This window comes from Sphingosinicella sp. (genome assembly GCF_041916975.1).
GTDB lineage: Bacteria > Pseudomonadota > Alphaproteobacteria > Sphingomonadales > Sphingomonadaceae > Sphingosinicella.
The window spans coordinates 3,651,516-3,668,118 of record NZ_JAYRYK010000001.1; the positions used below are offsets into that span (position 1 = coordinate 3,651,516).

The 16,603-nt window shown below is 63.2% G+C and carries 15 protein-coding genes; 5 read left to right on the plus strand and 10 right to left on the minus strand.

The annotated features are described in order from the left end of the window. Positions 1-82 precede the first annotated feature (82 nt). Both ACE3TJ_RS17110 and ACE3TJ_RS17115 read left to right on the plus strand, forming a co-directional pair. Positions 83-2,011, plus strand: coding sequence for an isoaspartyl peptidase/L-asparaginase (locus tag ACE3TJ_RS17110; protein ID WP_374598322.1), 1,929 nt, complete (start codon positions 83-85; stop codon positions 2,009-2,011). A gap of 67 nt (positions 2,012-2,078) precedes the next feature. Continuing rightward, positions 2,079-4,145: an amidohydrolase family protein gene (locus ACE3TJ_RS17115; protein WP_374598324.1), complete on the plus strand. Its 2,067-nt coding sequence runs from the start codon at positions 2,079-2,081 to the stop codon at positions 4,143-4,145. Between the two features lie 190 nt (positions 4,146-4,335). On the opposite strand, the gene ACE3TJ_RS17120 is transcribed toward ACE3TJ_RS17115, so the two are convergent. Together ACE3TJ_RS17120 and ACE3TJ_RS17125 are read right to left on the minus strand one after the other, a co-directional pair. After that, a complete protein-coding gene (locus ACE3TJ_RS17120; RefSeq protein WP_374598326.1) occupies positions 4,336-4,950 on the minus strand; it encodes an alpha-ketoglutarate-dependent dioxygenase AlkB in 615 nt (204 codons plus the stop codon). Beyond that, a complete protein-coding gene (locus ACE3TJ_RS17125) occupies positions 4,947-5,816 on the minus strand; it encodes a hypothetical protein (RefSeq protein WP_374598328.1) in 870 nt (289 codons plus the stop codon). The genes ACE3TJ_RS17120 and ACE3TJ_RS17125 overlap by 4 nt, the downstream gene beginning before the upstream one ends. A 419-nt stretch (positions 5,817-6,235) precedes the next feature. On the opposite strand from ACE3TJ_RS17125, the gene ACE3TJ_RS17130 reads away from it, so the two are divergent. Then, positions 6,236-7,663, plus strand: coding sequence for a cytochrome P450 (locus ACE3TJ_RS17130; protein ID WP_374598330.1), 1,428 nt, complete (start codon positions 6,236-6,238; stop codon positions 7,661-7,663). Here the strand turns inward: ACE3TJ_RS17130 and ACE3TJ_RS17135 are convergent. Then, the gene (locus ACE3TJ_RS17135) at positions 7,644-8,117 is read right to left on the minus strand and encodes an Lrp/AsnC family transcriptional regulator (protein WP_374598332.1); all 474 of its coding nucleotides are present in this window, start codon (positions 8,115-8,117) and stop codon (positions 7,644-7,646) included. The two genes, ACE3TJ_RS17130 and ACE3TJ_RS17135, sit on opposite strands and share 20 nt — an antisense overlap. 128 nt (positions 8,118-8,245) lie before the next feature. Here ACE3TJ_RS17135 and ACE3TJ_RS17140 point away from each other — a divergent pair, with 128 nt between their 5' ends. Beyond that, positions 8,246-8,551, plus strand: a complete 306-nt coding sequence (locus tag ACE3TJ_RS17140; protein ID WP_121047906.1) for a hypothetical protein — start codon at positions 8,246-8,248, stop codon at positions 8,549-8,551. Here ACE3TJ_RS17140 and ACE3TJ_RS17145 read toward each other — a convergent pair. The 6 genes from ACE3TJ_RS17145 to ACE3TJ_RS17170 all read right to left on the minus strand — a co-directional run bounded on the left by ACE3TJ_RS17145 (position 8,548) and on the right by ACE3TJ_RS17170 (position 13,415). Next, positions 8,548-9,135: a TetR/AcrR family transcriptional regulator gene (locus ACE3TJ_RS17145; RefSeq protein ID WP_374598334.1), complete on the minus strand. Its 588-nt coding sequence runs from the start codon at positions 9,133-9,135 to the stop codon at positions 8,548-8,550. The genes ACE3TJ_RS17140 and ACE3TJ_RS17145 overlap by 4 nt on opposite strands. A gap of 1 nt (position 9,136) precedes the next feature. After that, the gene (locus ACE3TJ_RS17150) at positions 9,137-9,565 is read right to left on the minus strand and encodes an ester cyclase (RefSeq protein ID WP_374598336.1); all 429 of its coding nucleotides are present in this window, start codon (positions 9,563-9,565) and stop codon (positions 9,137-9,139) included. 107 nt (positions 9,566-9,672) lie between these two features. Continuing rightward, positions 9,673-9,936, minus strand: coding sequence for an Lrp/AsnC ligand binding domain-containing protein (locus ACE3TJ_RS17155; RefSeq protein ID WP_374598338.1), 264 nt, complete (start codon positions 9,934-9,936; stop codon positions 9,673-9,675). Then, complete coding sequence (locus tag ACE3TJ_RS17160) at positions 9,936-11,360, minus strand: amino acid permease (protein ID WP_374598340.1); 1,425 nt, start codon at positions 11,358-11,360, stop codon at positions 9,936-9,938. Before ACE3TJ_RS17160 ends, ACE3TJ_RS17155 begins: the two co-directional genes overlap by 1 nt. A 114-nt stretch (positions 11,361-11,474) precedes the next feature. Continuing rightward, a complete protein-coding gene (locus ACE3TJ_RS17165; protein ID WP_374598342.1) occupies positions 11,475-13,028 on the minus strand; it encodes a choice-of-anchor I family protein in 1,554 nt (517 codons plus the stop codon). A gap of 174 nt (positions 13,029-13,202) precedes the next feature. Beyond that, the gene (locus ACE3TJ_RS17170) at positions 13,203-13,415 is read right to left on the minus strand and encodes a hypothetical protein (protein ID WP_374598344.1); all 213 of its coding nucleotides are present in this window, start codon (positions 13,413-13,415) and stop codon (positions 13,203-13,205) included. Positions 13,416-13,656: 241 nt separating this feature from the next. On the opposite strand from ACE3TJ_RS17170, the gene ACE3TJ_RS17175 reads away from it, so the two are divergent. Beyond that, complete coding sequence (locus tag ACE3TJ_RS17175) at positions 13,657-13,995, plus strand: UrcA family protein (protein WP_374598346.1); 339 nt, start codon at positions 13,657-13,659, stop codon at positions 13,993-13,995. A 62-nt stretch (positions 13,996-14,057) separates the two neighbouring features. On the opposite strand, the gene ACE3TJ_RS17180 is transcribed toward ACE3TJ_RS17175, so the two are convergent. Then, positions 14,058-16,550 (minus strand): TonB-dependent receptor, encoded by a 2,493-nt coding sequence (locus ACE3TJ_RS17180; RefSeq protein ID WP_374598348.1) that lies wholly within the window; start codon positions 16,548-16,550, stop codon positions 14,058-14,060. Positions 16,551-16,603 lie beyond the last annotated feature (53 nt).

The window sequence follows — 16,603 nt, forward strand, 5'->3', positions numbered from 1 at the left end:
AGAATAAGAACATTGTTCCCATGTGCGATCATTATGTAACATAATGCTCTCATGTCGTGTTTTTCGCAGGAGGGTCGGCCGGGTGCTGAAATCGGGATTGTCAAAAGCGCTGCTTTCGGCGCTGATCGGGCTGTTCTTCGTGGTGTCGCCGACGTTCGCGAAGGGGCGCTATAGCCACTATGCGCTTGGCGATCTTGCTGCGGCGACTCCGTCCCCCGTCTCCGGCGGGCTTCTGCTCATGGGTGGCGGCGACCGGAATCACGATGCGATGCGCTGGTTCTTCGGCAAGGCCGGGAACGGTCATATCGTCATCCTGCGCGCGTCGCTGGGGCCGGAGATCGGCAAGGAGTTCTACAACGAGCTTGGCGGCATCGCGTCTGCCGAGACCTTCGTCTTCAAGGATCGCGCGGCCGCTGCGGACCCGAAGATCCTCGCCAGCCTGAAGCGTGCGGACGGCATCTTCATCGCGGGCGGCGACCAGTCGCGTTACGTGCGCTACTGGAAGGGCACCGAGGTCGAGGACATTCTGAACGCGCACGTCGCGGCCGGAAAGCCGCTGGCCGGAACGAGTGCGGGCCTCGCCATGCTCGGCGAGCAGCTTTACAGCGCGGCCGTCGGCAGCATCAAAAGCCACGAGGCGCTCGCCGATCCCTTCGGCGCTGCCAACACGATCGAACGCGATTTCCTGAACCTGTCGCTGCTGAAGGGCGTCGTCACCGACACGCATTTCAAGGAGCGCAACCGCCTCGGGCGCCTGTTCGCCTTCCTCGCGAAGGCGCAGGCCGGCCGCGCGGCCGGCCTGCCGCCGATGCTGGGTCTCGGCGTCGATGAAAGCGCCGCGCTCGCGGTGGAGCCCGATGGCAGCGGGCGCATCTATGCCACCGCGCCTGATGGCGGCGCATGGCTGGTGGACGGCACGGCGCTGCGCGATCTCCCCACCACCGGCCCGCTCGTAGCGCCGCGCATCCGCGTCGTGGGCATCGGCGCCGGCTCGGTCGTGCACCTGCCCTCGGGCGAGGTGGAGAACCCCGTCTTCACGCGCGCATACGCTGCGCATGGCGGCAAGATCAGCGAAGTGCCGCTCTGGTCGATCGCTATTCACGGCGGCGCCGGGGTCATCGATCGCGGGGCGCTCACGCCCGAAAAAGACGCCGCCTACCGCGCCGGGCTGGACGCGGCGCTGCAGGCGGGCGGCGCGGTCCTCGGCAAGGGCGGCACGGCGCTCGACGCCGTTGCCGCCGCGGTGCGCGTGCTTGAAGACAATCCGCTGTTCAACGCGGGCCGCGGCGCGGTCTTCACCGCGGAGGGCCGCAACGAGCTCGACGCTTCCATCATGGACGGCCGGACGCTGAAGGCGGGCGCGGTCGCGGGCGTCACGCGCACGCGCCACCCGATCGATCTTGCCCGCGCGGTGATGGAGCGCACGCCCCACGTGATGCTCGCCGGGCCGGGCGCGGATCGCTTCTCCGCCGAGCAGGGCCTCGAACAGGTCGATCCATCGTGGTTCCGCACCGAGGAGCGCTGGCAGCAGTTCCAGGCCTGGAAGAGCCGCCAGCAAGCCGCCGCGCTCGATCCCACGCACCCGTTCGGCACGGTGGGCGCCGTGGCGCTCGATGCGGCGGGCGATCTCGCGGCGGCGACCTCCACCGGCGGCATGACCGGAAAGCGTTGGGGCCGCGTCGGCGATTCCCCGATCATCGGCGCGGGCACCTATGCGCGGAACGGCCAGTGCGCGGTCTCCGCGACGGGCTCAGGCGAATACTTCATCCGCGAAAGCGCCGCCCGTCAGGTGTGCGACCGCGTGGCGTGGCGCGGGGAGAGCCTGTCCGATGCCGCGAAGGCGACGATCGCCGCCGTCGGCGCGATCGGCGGAGACGGCGGCCTCATCGCGATGGGCGCGGACGGCCGCTCGGCCTTCGCCATCAACGACCTCGGCATGTACCGCGGCCGCATGGCTGCGGGCGGCGCGCCCGAAACGGCGATCTATGCGGATGAAACCCTGAAGGACTGACACTGCCGCCGCTTGCTTTGCGGCGCGTCTTGTCCTTAGCTCCCCCCAGACGATGGGGAGATCGATGATGCGCTTGGTTCTGATCGCGGCGCTGCTGGCGTCTGCCGCTCCTGGTGTTCGCGCGCATGAAGCGCCCGCGCCGGCCGTTCAGTCGAAGCCCGTTCCGAAGGACCAGCTGCTGAAGCCGCCCGCGGACGCGGTGCATTATCTCATGGTGTCGGAGGCGGGCGCGCACGGCAGCCAGTGGCGCTGGCAGCTGCCCGATGGCCGCACGGCGTATCGCTGGTCGCAGGAGCTGCGCGGCTGGATCACCGAGATGGACCAGGTGACACGCTTCGGCAAGGACGGCGCCATAGAGGCGCTGACGGTGCGCGGCGTCACCATGTCGGGCGATGCGGCGGAAGAGTTCCGCGTCGCGAATGGCCGCGCCACCTGGAAAACCGCGAACGACGCGGGCGAGGCGCCTGCGGGCGCGTGGTACATTCCGGCGGGCGGTGTCGGCATCGCGGGCGCCCCGCTGATCGAGGCGCTTGCCGCGGCGGGCGACAAGGGCCTCGATTTCCTGCCGAGCGGCAAGGGCCGCATGACCTTCGGCGGCACGCAGACGATCAACGGCCCCTCCGGCCCCAAGACCGTCCAGCTCGCCTTCATCAGCGGCATCATGCCCTCGCCGGTTCCCGTGTGGCTCGATGAGAACAAGCGCTATTTCGGCGAGGTCAGCTACATCTCGCTCCTCCCGGCCGGGTACGAGGGCGCGCTGCGCCAACTCCGCGACGCGCAGGACGCCGCGACCGCAGAGGCTGTCGAGGGCATCGCGAAGCGCTTCCTCGATCCCGCCGCGAAGGCCCCGGTCCTCTTCGACAACGTCCAGCTCTTCGATGCCGACAAGGGCGTGTTCCTGGCAGGCAAGGCGGTCCTCGCGCAGGATGGCAAGATCGCGGCGATCGGCGCGGCGGGTTCGCTGAAGGCGCCCGCCGGCGCGCGCGTCATCGATGGCCGCGGCAAGACGCTGGTGCCCGGCATCTGGGATAGCCACCTCCACATCGGCGACGATTGGAGCGTGCTCAGCAACATCGCGAACGGCATCACCAGCTTCCGCAGCCCCGGCACCACGTTCGATCGCGCGGTGGAGGTGGTGAAGCGCCGCGCCGCCGGCAAGCTGCTGATGGGCGAGCCCTTCATCTCCGCCATTGTGGACAAGAAGGATCCGCTCGCCGCGCAGGGCGCGGAGGTCGTCAGCAGCGAGGCGGAAACCATCGCCGCCGTGCGCCGCATCAAGGATGCGGGCCTTTGGGGCGTGAAGTTCTACACCTCGATGAACCCGGCGTGGATCGCCCCCGCCGCGGCGGAGGCGCACCGCCTCGGCCTCCACGTGCACGGCCACGTGCCCGCCACGATGAAGCCGAGCGAGGCCGTCGCCGCCGGTTACGACGAGCTTACCCACCTCAATTTCGTGGTGATGGAGGCGATGCCGCGCGCGGTGATCGACAAGGCGAACACCCGCCAGCGCATGGAGGGGCCGGCGCGCTACTTCAAGGATGTCGATCTCGACGGCCCCTTGATGAAGGGCTTCATCGCCGATCTCGCCCGCCGCAAGACACAGGTGGACCCCACCATCGTCATCTTCGAAGGGATGCTCACGCAGGATGGCGGAAAGCCCCATCCGGCCTACGCGCCCTACATGGGCATCATCTCCCCGGTCATGGAGCGCGCGCAGTTCACCAGCGGCGGCTATCCGCTGGTCGAGGGACTGACGCGCGATGATTATCGCCAAAGCTATGCGAAGATGGTGGAGCTGGTCGGCCGGCTCCACAAGGCGGGCGTCCCCATCGTGGCGGGCACGGACGGCTGGGGGATAGAGCTCATCCGCGAGCTTGAAATCTATCAGCAGGCCGGCTTCACCCCCGCCGAGGCGCTGCAGAGCGCAACCATCGTCCCCGCGCGCGTGGTGGGCGCCGACGCGCGCACCGGCTCGATCGCGGTGGGCAAGGAAGCGGACATGGTGCTGGTGGACGGCGACCCCTCAACCGACCTCGGCGCGCTCCGCCGCGTGATGACCGTGGTCAGCGATGGCTATGTGATGGATGCGGCGGCGTTGCGGAAGGCGGCGGGGTATAGCGGGGCGCCGAAGTAGGGGGAGGCCGACGGGCCGGTTGCGGTCCCCGATCTCAACAGCGCCCGCCGCATGGAACTCATCGCCGCCGAAATGGACCGCGCGAAGTACCCGGCGCGCGTCATCGAAAAGGTGATCGGCGGGAATTTCGACCGGCTGTTCCGGGAGGTTTGGGCAGGCTGAGGGGAGGGGTGCCCTAAGAGCGTTAGTATTAAGAAAATATTGTGCGAAACGTGAGGTTTACGCGAGGTCCAAGAGCTTGACGCTCCTTGGCAATCCCGTGCTTGTAATTGTGCTGAGTATCCCCTTTCATCAAAAGGAGACTTCCTGATCTAAGGATAATTTTTACAGGCTTTTTTCGAAAATCTATCTTGCTCTTGAATGTAAGCGGTCTAGATGCCCCTAAAGAAACTGAAGCAATGGATGGTTTACTTCCAAGCTCTTTTTCATCATCGCTATGTAAGCCCATGCTATCATTGTTGTCTCTATAGAAATTTAATAAAACACTATTAAAATTTAAATCAGTAGCGCGCTCAATTTTGTCTCGTATATTTAGGAGAATTTCAGTCCAAGGAAGTGGATCTAGTTTTATACCAGAATAGCTATAGGATTTTCCTGCATCACCGTACCATGCAACTAGTCTAGGCTGTTGGTGGGTTCGGCCCCAGACGTTGATGTTCTCTTGTCGCCAAGGAGTTTCGTCAATTAGGCGTCTTAAAAGGAGATCGGGCGGGAAGCCTAGATCAAAATCTGGCTGATAATAAACTTCCGCATTTTGGAGCGGGATTCGTTCCAATTTTTTTGGAATGGAGAATAGGTCTCTCATTGTATTTTTTTAAGAATTCTAATTGTAATCATTGACTTCATTTTGGGATGTTGTTCAAATCTGCTTTTGTATTCACCTAAATGATCTGATTGCTCAGAGTATCTCGGCGTAGTCCATTGATTATCTTGTTCGTACAATACTTGAATATCCTTGCGGCTGCGCCAGAAGCTGTCAAAGAATTCGTTGAATTCCTTGTGGCCATTATCAACATACAGAAAATTCGTCCCAACATCGGATTCTGTGAAGATTTTTTCCCAGAAATCTCCAATTACACCCGAATTGTCAAATGACTTCACTTCAGAAACAAAGTAAATAAATGTAAATAGATCAGCTCTAAGAAATTTCTTTTGGCTCGCCCAAGATGTTGGTTTAGTCACATCTAGGGGTTGAAAATTAACATTTATTGCAACGTCACTGGAAATGGCGTCTCCAATCTCTGTCCACGTATCTGCCCAAGATTGCTCTCCGTCGAGAAGATAGCATGTAAGCTTTTTAAGTGGTTCATCTTTGTTCTCGGAGAGATATTTTATTACACCAGTTACGTCGCTCCCTGGGCCTCCCCCTATGCAAGTCAACCTTGCTGTCTCGCTTTGAAAGATAGTACCTTTGTTTGCAATTTTTAATTCTTCAAGGGCCTGAACAACATAATCTCCATGAGTTGCAACATACTTAAGAACATATGCAAATCGTGTTGCGGGATCGCGATAATCAACGGGCTGACGTTTTGTATTTACTAGTTCTTTGTAGCAATCGCTGAGGTATGAAATCTTCTCTTTTATCTTATCATCGAGAAGTTCGCCATGTTCTTTCTTGCCCTCAGTATACAATTCATCTAAAGCCAACTTCACAAGTTCAAATAGAGTCATTGATAAGTCCCCTCTCTCAGTGGGAGTGTAGCAGACCTGTCGGAGGCGTCGAGGGGCCTCCTTTTTCTTGCTGCAGCGAGTGCGTCTCTGTGGGGGGGCTCGACTTAGATTATATGTGGTGGCTGGGAACTAGGTCGAGACTATCGTCCAGAGAAGGCGATATGGTGGCGAGTGCAGACACTGACGAAGTTAACTATGGTCAAGTAAAAACCTCCTCCTCGGCAAGCGCCCAACCCCCACTTACTCTAGTGTAAATTAGATTGCGCCCAGCCCATTTTTGCGTATCATCACTCCGCATTTTGTGCGCGAAGGGAGAGTCGCGTGCTTTCGATGCTGTGTGCGTGCGGGCGTACTGTGGGAGGCGCGCCCGCCGCACACGATCGGCCCGAAAAACGGGCGGTTGTGGGGAAGGGTACGCCATGAACGCGCCGGTTCATCCGCAGGAGTTTCGCACCGACGACGGCTCGACGCCGGCGGAGCGTTTCGCGCGCCTTCGCGATACGGGCTATGCCGATCTCGCGCATTTGCCCGGCGAGATGCCGCGGTCGCGGCTGCGCGGCGTGCTGCGCAGCCTTGCGTTCCTGAAAGATCCGCTCACCATGGTGCGCGATCAGATGGGCCGTTATGGCCGCGTCTATCGCACGCCCAACATCAGCGGCGGCTGGCAGGTCTCGCTGATCGGGCCGGAAGCGAATGAGCTCCTCTTCATGGATCGGGACAAGACGTTTTCGTCGGAGCAGGGCTGGAACCCGATCCTCGATCTGCTGTTCCCGCGCGGCGTGATGCTGATGGATTTCGAGGAGCACCGCGTTCACCGGAAAACGCTCTCGGTCGCCTTCAAGCCCGCGCCGATGCAGAATTATCTGGGCGCGCTGCAGGATGGCATCGCCGCGCGCGTCGCGAAGTGGCCGGAGGATGTGAAATTCTATCCGGCGATCAAGCAGCTCACGCTCGATCTTGCCGCCACCTCCTTCCTCGGCATCCCCTGGGGGCCGGAGGCGGACCGGATCAACAAGAGCTTTGTCGATATGGTCGCGGCGTCGATGGGCATCGTGCGGCGGCCCTTGCCGTTCACGGCGATGGCGCGCGGGGTGAAGGGGCGGGCCTATATGTGCGCCTTTTTCGGGCGCGAGATTCCGAAGCGCCGCGGCGCGGCGGGGGAGGATATCTTCACGCAGATCTGCAATGCGGAGCATGAGGACGAGGCGACCGGCAAGACGCGGCTGCTCACCGATCAGGAAATCATCGATCACATGAATTTCCTGATGATGGCGGCGCACGACACGCTCACCTCCTCGCTCACCTCCACCGTTTATTATCTGGGTGCCTCGCCGCAGTGGCAGGAAACGCTGCGCGACGAGGTGCGGGGCCTCCGCGCCGAATTCGGGGACCGGATTCCCTATGGGGAGCTGGATCGGTTCGAAAAGTGCGAGTGGGCCTTCAAGGAGGCGATGCGCCTGAACGCGCCCGTGCCCGGCCTGCCGCGCCGGGCGCTCAAGGATTTCGTGTTCGGGAACTATACGATTCCGGCAGGTACACACATCGGGATCAACCCGATGATGACCCATCGTCTCCCCGATCTCTGGCCGGATCCGGACCGGTTCGATCCCTCGCGCTTCTCGCCCGAAAACGCCAAGGGCCGGCACAAATACGCCTGGGTCCCCTTCGGCGGCGGCGGCCACATGTGCCTCGGCCTCCACTTCGCCTACATGCAGGCGAAGGCCTTCCTGTTCGAGCTGCTGGAGGGGCGCCGCATCGTGCTCGGCGAAGGCTACAAGGCGGACTTCGCCATGTTCCCGATGCCAAGGCCCCGCGACGGTCTCCCGCTCAGGCTTGAGCGGATCTGACCGGCACGGCGGTGGTGCTCTTGATCTCCGAGAGCGCCATGGAAGAGGTGATCTCCTGCACGCCGGGAAGGCGGGATAGCCTCTCGAAGAACAGCTTCTCGTAAGCCTCGATGTCCGTCGTCACGATCCGCAGCAGGAAGTCCGTCGTGCCCATCAGCACGTAGCATTCCTGGATCTCCTCGATCTCCTGCACCGTCGCCTCGAACTCCGCCATGTGCGCGCGGCCGTGCGCCGAGAGCTTCACGTTGGCGAAGACCTGCGCGCCAAGTCCCACCTTGCGCCTGTCGAGCAGCGCCACGCGCTTGCGGATGATCCCTGCCTCTTCCATCGCAGCGATGCGCCGCCAGCACGGCGATTGCGAAAGCCCCACGCGCTCCGCGATCTCCGCGGTGGAGAGGCTGCAATCCTCCTGCAGCACGCGAAGGATTTTTCGGTCGAAATCGTCAATATGCATAAATTAGTCTTTGTAAAATTAGATTTGCTGATTTTTATGCACGAAATCGGTGAATGTTCAATCACTTTGCATCCCTTTTTCTGCGCGGCCATGCGAAAAGTGCGCTGCAAACTTGAAAAAGGAATGTCATGTCCACCGCTCTTGCTGCCGCCGCGCCCGCCGTTTCCGGGCCGCATCTCGCCTACGTGAGCAGGAGCGCGCATTTCGAGATTATTGCGAACGTCGATCCGCATATCAGCCTCAGGATGCTCAACTATTTCGCGCAGCGCGATCTCGTGCCCTCGGTCTTCCGCTCGCGCCGTGTCCGCGAGAAGCTGGAGATGCGCGTCGTCGTCCCCGGTCTTTCCGAGCACGATGCCTCGGTCATCGCCGACAAGATGCGCGGCCAGTTCGCCGTTGCCGCTGTGACGCTCGAAATGGTGGTCGGCGCCTAGCGCGCCGCCGCGATCAGCGCCTCGATCGCCCAGCGGCGCACGCGCGTCGCTTCGGCGTCGTCCAGTCGCAGCACGTCCCGGAACACGATCATCGCCTCGGGGCCCACGACAAGCGATAGCGCCGCGATCAGCATCTTGAAGTCGGCTGCATTGAAAGAAGCCCGCGCGGGCGCGAGCGCTTCTTCCAGCATCGGCGTCCGCCGGTCCTGACGGACGGGCAGGTCGCCCCGCGCCCCGCGTTCAAGCGCGCTCGCGATCATCAGGCGCAGGGGCACCTCGTTCTCCCGGATGAGCGCATGGAGCGCCGCATCCACGCGCAGGGTGCGCTGCACCGCGTCGTCACCTGCGCCTTCCAGAACCTCGCCGATCTTGGGAAATTCGATCTCCAGCGCCGCCTCCACAAGCAGCGCATCGGCGTTCGGAAAATACCGGTAAGCTGTGGCCCGCGACACGAGCGCGGCGTCCGCGATCTCCTCAAGGCTCGGCCGATGGCCTTTTTTCAGCAGTTCGGCGGCGGCGGCCAGAATGTCCTGCCGTGTCCGCCGTCGTTGTTTCCAGCGTCCGGTCTGCTCCGCCTTCGCCACGCTATTGCTGGGGAAGTTGCTGGAGGATGGCGGCGAGGTCGACCCACACGTTTTCGCGCGCAATGTCGCCGTCGTCCGCGAATTCGATCACGTGGAGCAGCCGGAATTTCAGCGGCCGGCCGCCCCCCGAAACGCCGAACGGATGGCCCGGCGCGAACCCTTCCCAAAGCGAATCGTCGACAAGGAAGTTCTCGCCGTAGAGGCGGCGCAGCGTCGTGAAGCGCCCGTCGGAGAGGTCCTGAAACAGCGCCTCATAAAAGCCGCGCGTCGCCTCGCGCCCGTGCGCGGGGCCTGCGGGCCATCCCACGATATCGTGTTCCACGTCATCCGAAAGCGTGGCGAGCACGCCCTCCACATCGTCGCGCGCCTCGAACCCGAAATGCGCATCCATCCGCCGATCCATTTCCGTACGGCTCAAAAGTGCAGTCATAGCCACCACCTGTTGATACGATGATGTGATCATAATGAGATTTTTATCTCATAACAAGAGGGGCTGCTGGGATGATTGTGCCGTGAGGTGTGAGGGTCCCGGCGGGGTTAGTTCACGAAATCGCCGATGTCCTCGCCGTAGACGCGGTAGGACATCATCGTCACGGTTTCCTTGAGGCCGGGCACTTTGTGCAGCTTTTCCTGCACGAAATCCTCGATCTCGGGCAGATCGCCGAAGCCCACCTTGATGAGAAGGTCGTACTCACCCGTCACCGAATACACCTCGGCGACCTCTTCCATCTCGGCGATGCGGTTGCCGACGCTCGCGGCGTGGCCGAGGTCGCATTTGGCGAGGACGAACAGGCGGTACATCAGGCTTCCTTCCGGGCCGCGATCAGGCTCTTGCGCATCCCATAGGCGAGATACACGGCGACGCCAATTAGGTTCCAGACGAGGAATCGCAGCTGTGTCTTCTCCGGCAGGCTCACGAACAGGTAGATGCAGCCGCCGATGGCGATGAGCGCGACGGGGAGATGGAAGGGCACGCGAAATGCCCGCTCCGCATCCGCCGCGCGGCGGCGCAGCACGATGAGGCTGACGCCGATGGCAATGAAGGCGGCCAGTGTGCCTGTGTTGGCGAGTTCAGCGATCTCGCCCAGCGGGAGCAGACCGGCAAGGATGCTGACAACGACCGCCGTCACCATCGTCATCATCACCGGCGTTCCCGTCCGCTTGTTGACATGGGCGAGGCGTTCGGGGAGCAGGCCGTCCCGTGCGATCGCGAAGAAGATGCGGCTCTGACCGTACATGAAGGCCAGCAGCACGGTGGGCACGGCGATGATGGCGCCCGCACCGATCAGCTGCGCGGCACCCGGCCAGCCAAGCCCGCGCAGCACATGCGCGAGCGGGTCGCCGCTCGACGAAAACTCACTGACAGGCATTGCGCCCACGGCGGCCGCCGCTACGCCCATGTAAACGAGCGTGCAGATCAGCATCGATCCGATGATGCCGATGGTAAGATCGCGCGCCGGGTCCTTGGCTTCTTCCGCGGCGGTGGAGACAGCATCGAAACCGTAAAACGCGAAGAAGACGAGCGCCGCGGCAGCCATCACGCCCATCGTGTTGCCCCCCACCTCCGTTGATCCCCAGCCGTGGGGCGCGAAGGGTACGAGATGATCGGGACTGAACGCCGGAAGCGCGAGCACGACGAACAGGGCCAGCGCCAGCATCTTCACGACAACGAGGATCGTGTTGACGAGTGCGCTTTCACGGGTGCCGAGCGCCAGCAGTGTTGCGACGGCCATGGTGATGAAGACCGCAGGCAGGTTGATGATGCCGCCTGCGTGCGGACCTGCGGCAAGTTCGATGGGAAGCGGGAAGCCCCACGCGCTGAGGAACCCTGCGGCATAGCCCGACCAGCCGACAGCGACGGCGGCGCAAACCACCGTATATTCGAGCACGAGACTCCACCCTACGACCCACGCGATCGGCTCTCCGAGCGCAACGTAGGAGTAGGTATAGGCGCTGCCCGCAGCGGGCATCATCGTGGCCAGTTCGGCGTAGGCGAGGGCTGCGCAGGCGCAGACAATGCCGGCAATCGCAAACGACGCGATGACGGCCGGTCCCGCCTTGCCCGCGCCGATACCGATCAGCGTATAGATACCAGTACCGACGATGGCGCCGACACCGAGCGCGACGAGATGCGGCCAGGTAAGCGTTCGCCGGAGCGCGCGTTGGTCCGAATAGCGCCGCCAATCGCCAAGACCCTTGCGGCGTCCGAATATGCCCCCCGCCAACGATTGTCCCCCCCTTGCCGTTTGGATCGCCGCCACATTGGCACGCGGCGCGGGCCAGGGGAAGCCGCCCCTCCTGCCTTTTTGGGACGGCAGGAAGGGCGGGCAAGCCCTGTCTTACAGGGCGGCTTTGGCTCGACGACGGCGCATGGCGACGATCCCGGCGAGGCCGAGGCCGAATAGCCCCATTACGGCCGGCTCGCTGACGACATTCAGCGCGTAGATGGCGAGGTTGCCGGTCTCCTCGTCAGCGACGGCGAGGAAAGACTTGCCGTCGCGCGTGAAGAAGCTGAGCCCTTCGGGCCGCCCGAGCAGGTCGGAAATGATCGCGCCGAGATACTTCGGCGCGACGCCGAGGCCGAAGTCGGTGATATCGAACGCTAGCACCGAGCCGAGGCTGCTGCCGTTGGAGCGCTCGAGACCCACGAACAGCACCATGCGGCCATCGACGATGCCGATCTCGACTCCCTCGGGTTCCGGCCCCTTGTTGTCGCTGCGGCCGTCGTCGACAGCGTCCGGGAAGCGCGCGGCCATGATCTGTTCGATAACGTCGCCGCTGTCGAACACGCGGTTGCCGTTTTCGTCGAGGATCGAGAAGCTGCGGCCGCCGAAGGCGAAAAGCTCGCCGTCAGCCGGGCCTTCGGCACCGAGTGCGCTCGTCACACCGAGCCGGTTGAAGACGCCGTAGTCGCCGAGCGTGCTCGCGCGCACTTCTTCCACAAGGCCGTCCCATTCGCGGGCGTCGCCTTCGTCGGCGGTAACGAAATAGGTCTTGCCGTTGGAGGTGAAGCTCTTGATCGCGTCCGACATATACATGCCGTAAACGCCGGCGCGGCTTTGCAGATTGCCCTTGATGCCGTCCTTGTCCGACGGGTCCATGCGGTTGGCGCCCGGCGCGTAGCTCTTGAAGCCGAGCGGAATGATGTCGGTGACGACCGGCTCCGGGCCATCGAGATCGACGACCGCAATGGCGTTGTTTTCCTGAAGCGTCACGAACGCGCTTTTGCCGTCCGGCGAGAACGCCGTGTATTCGGGCTCAAGGTCCTGCGCGACCGAGGCGCCCGGCCCGAAAATGCGCACACCCTTCGTCTGCAGGTCGGACTTCATGGCGTTGAAGGCGCCGAAGCCCGTGGTTTTCACGGTGCCGGCGGCGAGGTTGATATAGCTGATCGAGCCTTCCGGATCGACGCTGCCGGGCTTCCCGTAGCTCGACGGCTCGCCTTCGTTGGCGACAAGCAGCCGCGTGCCGTCGGCCGAGAAGCTCACCTGATCGGGAAGCGCGCCCACGGTGTACGACTGCGGTGCGGCGCCGAGGTTGGCGAGATCATAGACGAGAACACGGCCCGGATCGGTCTTGTTCGCGGCCTGGATCGCGACGGCGACCTTGCCGCCGCCCACTGCGACGCTGTTCGCCGCGCCACCCGCGAAATAGCTGTGCGTATCGAGCGTGCCGATTTCGGTGCTGGTTTTCGCGTCGACGATCTTTACGAAGGCAGTGTCGCCGTTGAGGCCGACGACGAACACGCGGTCGCCGCTCGCGTCATAGGCCGGGATTTCGGAGGCGTCGCCAAGCGTGACGCTGGTCGTACCGCGCACCTTGAGGGCGGCGGCGTTGGCGGGCAGGACTGCGGTTGCGGCGAGCAGGCCGGCGAGAACAGAAAGCGTGCGCATAGAATGAAGACCCCTTGTTAACCATTTGCCGGGGTCGCCTATGAGGCGCATTTTTCGGGCGAGTCGAGCCGCTCACATAAAGTTCACGCGGCTGTCACGGGACGGAAACGAATGCCGCCCGATGTGTCGGACAGGCTTACAAAGCGCGCGTTTTTTTGGGTTTTCGGATTGCGCTTACTGAAGGCGCACGAGTTCATCCTTGAAGGGGATGTCGTCGATTCGCTCCCGATCCCAGAATTTTTCGGCGATTCGAATGTAGGCATCGGCAATGCGGCTGTGCATCGCGCGCTTTTCCGGTGACACGGCGGCACGGGCGAGGCGCCAGTGTTCGCCGGCGCGGCGCAGATGATATTCGAAATCGCTCGGGATCAACGCCGGTCCCCCCATTGGTGCCGCCTTTTCAGCAGGGCCTTTTCCGCTCTCAGAAGGTTGCCGTCTTTGATCTTCGTCAAACCGGGGATCGGTGTCGTTGTGTCTGTACGGTGCACTTTTTGACGCTGCTTTGACCCGCGTCTCACGCGGCGGTCACGCTCGTGGTCGATAAGGGGCCATCGCGAGGCGGACATGTTCCCCCAGCCCTTCCTCCCCGGTGTCCCCTCGCGAACCCCACAGCACAGGAGCTTTTCAAATGTTTTACGTCAGAAGCACGGCGATCGCGCTGGCGGTGGCGGCGACGGTCGGTCTCGTCAGCGCCTCTTCGCATGCCGAGCCTGTCTCGGTCGCGGTCAGCTTCGCCGATCTCGATCTCACGACGCTCTCGGGCGAGCGTGCCCTGCGCGAGCGCGTATCGGGCGCAGTCCTGACCGCGTGCGGTAAGCGGCCGAGCGCCGAGGCCGTGATGGAAATGGTCCGACGCGCGTGCATCCGCAACACGGCGATCACGGCCGAGGCGCACGTCGACGCAGTGATTTCAGGCTCGCGCAGTCTGGCGCGCGCAGAGCCCAGGCTTCCCGGCACTGCCCATTAGTGTGCCGAGCGGGGGGAAGGGGCGGCCTGGAGACCCCCGGGGCCGCCCCTTTTTTCGCGTCGTTAGAAGCCGATGCGGGCTGACACGCCGTAAAAGCGCGGCAGTGCGGGATAGGCCGCGATCGTGCCCGGCTGTTCCGGCACCGCGAACGTGCCGATGTGGTAGTATTTGTCGAACAGGTTCTCGACGAAGACCTCCAGCCGCCACTTGTCGTCCGCCGATGCGACACCGATGCGCGCGTTGACGACGGCGAAGCCTTCGTTGTCGGCGATGCCGCGGCTCTGCGAACTCGTCGCCTGCTCGCTCTGGAAGCGGAAGTCGGCGTGGACGAGCGCGTTCAGCGTGCCACTGAGCGGCGGCGTCCAGGTTGCGGCGCCGGTGATCGTGTGGCGCGGGATCAGCGCGATCTGCTTGCCGGCCTCGAACTCGAGCGGTGTGCCCACGAGGTTGCTGCCGTCCTTGATTTTCGCGTCGACGAGGCTGTAGCCGAGCTGGAAGGTGAGATCGCGCGCCGGGCGGATGGTGCTTTCCGCCTCCACGCCCTTCGACACCGTCTTCTCGACGTTCATCGTGACGAAGCTGTTCCCCGAGAATACCAGCTGCTGGTAATTCGAGAAGTCCTGATAGAAGGCGGCGACGTTCAGCGTGAACGCGCGGCCCCACTGCGATTTGAAGCCGACCTCCCACGAATCGACCTTCTCGCTGTCGAACTCCAGATCCTCGATCTGCCCACCGTCGCCGCCGAGGATGACGGAGTCAAAGCCGCCGCGATCGAGGTTGTAGCCGCCCGACTTGTAACCGCGATCGTAGCCGCCGTAGAGCATGAAGTCCGACGTCACCGCATAGGCGAGCTTCGCCGTGCCGGTGAATTCGTTCTCGCTGCGGCTGCCGTTGTAGAGCCCGTTGAACTCGGGGTTCGTCGTCGGGTTGCAGGTGAGCAGAATGGCGTCCGGCGCCATCGCCGCGAGCGTGCCCGTCAGGATCGCCGTCGAGGGGTCGAGATAGAAGTCGCACGTCGGCGAAACCGCGTTGAGGTTCGCGTTGATCTTTTTCTTCTCGTGGTTCCAGCGCAGGCCGAGCGTCAGCTTCAGAGCGTCTGTGATCTCGAAGACGTTGTGCGTGAAGAGGGCAAGCGCCTCGGTCTTCACGCGGTAGCGGTCGTTGATCTGCCCGTCGCCTTCGCTGCCGCCCGGCAGCGGGGAATTCAACAGCGCGAACAGCGCAGGGTCACCCGCAGCGGCGGCCGCCAGCGTGGGGTCGAGCGCCATCAGCACCTGCCCGAATTCCGGAACCGCAGGGCCGAACGTATCGAACAGCTCGAAGCCGCTCGATGCGAACAGTGCGTCGGTGTAGAAATTCGCCTGTGTGCCGAAACGCACGCGGTCGGTCAGTGTCAGCTTCTCATTGAGGTAGAAGCCGCCCACCAGCCAGTCGAGACGGTCACCCAGGGCTGAGCCCTGCAGGCGGATTTCCTGCGTGAAGTCGCGCAGGCCCGGCTTGTACCCTTCGCGATAGGCGCGATCGAGACCGGAGAAATCGATGTCCTGGTTGCGACGCACGTCCCAATTGCGCCACGCCGTGATCGACGTCAGCGTCACGGCCTCGAAGTCATAGGTGACCTCGGCGGAAACGCCCCACTCTTCAACCGCTTCGTCATAGCTCCGGCCCGGCGTCGCCGCCGTGCGGCGCTCGGAGGGCTTGCCCGTGTAGATGCCGGTAAGGCCGGCGAGCGAAGCGCCAAGCTGGACGGCCGGTGCCGTCATGCCCTCCACCACGTTCACCGCGGCGCAGCACTGCTCGTCGGTCTTCGAATAGTCGGCGATGAAACGGATCTTCAGATCTTCCTTCTCGACGAGCGCCTGTCCCCGCAGCGTGTAGCGGTCGAGATTGTTGAAGCGGCGATTCGAATTCACGTCGCGGATGTAGCCGTCGCGTGTCCGGTAGATGCCGTCGAGGCGCAGCGCCACCGTGTCGGTGACGCCGCCGGTGATGCCGCCCTTCAGCGAGATCGCGTCGTAGTTTCCGTAGCTCACTTCGGCATAGCCGCCGAGATCGAACGACGGGCCTTGCGTGATGATGCTGAGCGCACCTGCCGACGTGTTGCGGCCAAACAGCGTGCCCTGCGGACCGCGCATCACTTCCACGCGGTCGACCGGCGTAAGCTCGGCAAGCGCAAGGCCGGCACGCGCACGGTAGACGCCGTCGATAAACACGCCGACGGCAGGCTCGAAGCCGGGGTTGTCGCCCGCCGTGCCGATGCCGCGGATGGAGAGCGATGTGCCGGTCGCGGCGGACTGGCCTGTGAAGACCTCGAGGCTGGAGCTCAATTGCTCGAAGCCGCGAATGTCGGTGACACCCGCATTGTTGATGAGATCGCCGCTGATCGCGGTGACGGCGATCGGCACGTCCTGCACGGTCTCCGCGCGGCGCGTGGCGGTGATGACGATCTCGTTGGCGCTGAGATCGTCCTCGACAGCGGCGGTCTGAACGTCCTGGGCGAAAGCGGGGGCGGCGAGGGCGCAGCACGCGGCACCCAGCAAGAGCGAACGCTTCACAAATGGTCTCCTGAACGACTGGGGTGGATGTCCCAACATTGTTTCGTTTGGTT

Bases quoted from the DNA above. Each gene is read 5' to 3' on its own strand.
- ACE3TJ_RS17175 (WP_374598346.1), top strand. From the start codon at position 13,657: ATGTTTTACGTCAGAAGCACGGCGATCGCGCTGGCGGTGGCGGCGACG.
- ACE3TJ_RS17150 (WP_374598336.1), bottom strand. From the start codon at position 9,565: ATGACTGCACTTTTGAGCCGTACGGAAATGGATCGGCGGATGGATGCG.
- ACE3TJ_RS17155 (WP_374598338.1), bottom strand. From the start codon at position 9,936: ATGTACCGCCTGTTCGTCCTCGCCAAATGCGACCTCGGCCACGCCGCG.
- ACE3TJ_RS17135 (WP_374598332.1), bottom strand. From the start codon at position 8,117: ATGCATATTGACGATTTCGACCGAAAAATCCTTCGCGTGCTGCAGGAG.
- ACE3TJ_RS17115 (WP_374598324.1), top strand. From the start codon at position 2,079: ATGCGCTTGGTTCTGATCGCGGCGCTGCTGGCGTCTGCCGCTCCTGGT.
- ACE3TJ_RS17130 (WP_374598330.1), top strand. From the start codon at position 6,236: ATGAACGCGCCGGTTCATCCGCAGGAGTTTCGCACCGACGACGGCTCG.
- ACE3TJ_RS17120 (WP_374598326.1), bottom strand. From the start codon at position 4,950: ATGAGAGACCTATTCTCCATTCCAAAAAAATTGGAACGAATCCCGCTC.
- ACE3TJ_RS17170 (WP_374598344.1), bottom strand. From the start codon at position 13,415: ATGGGGGGACCGGCGTTGATCCCGAGCGATTTCGAATATCATCTGCGC.
- ACE3TJ_RS17125 (WP_374598328.1), bottom strand. From the start codon at position 5,816: ATGACTCTATTTGAACTTGTGAAGTTGGCTTTAGATGAATTGTATACT.
- ACE3TJ_RS17140 (WP_121047906.1), top strand. From the start codon at position 8,246: ATGTCCACCGCTCTTGCTGCCGCCGCGCCCGCCGTTTCCGGGCCGCAT.
- ACE3TJ_RS17165 (WP_374598342.1), bottom strand. From the start codon at position 13,028: ATGCGCACGCTTTCTGTTCTCGCCGGCCTGCTCGCCGCAACCGCAGTC.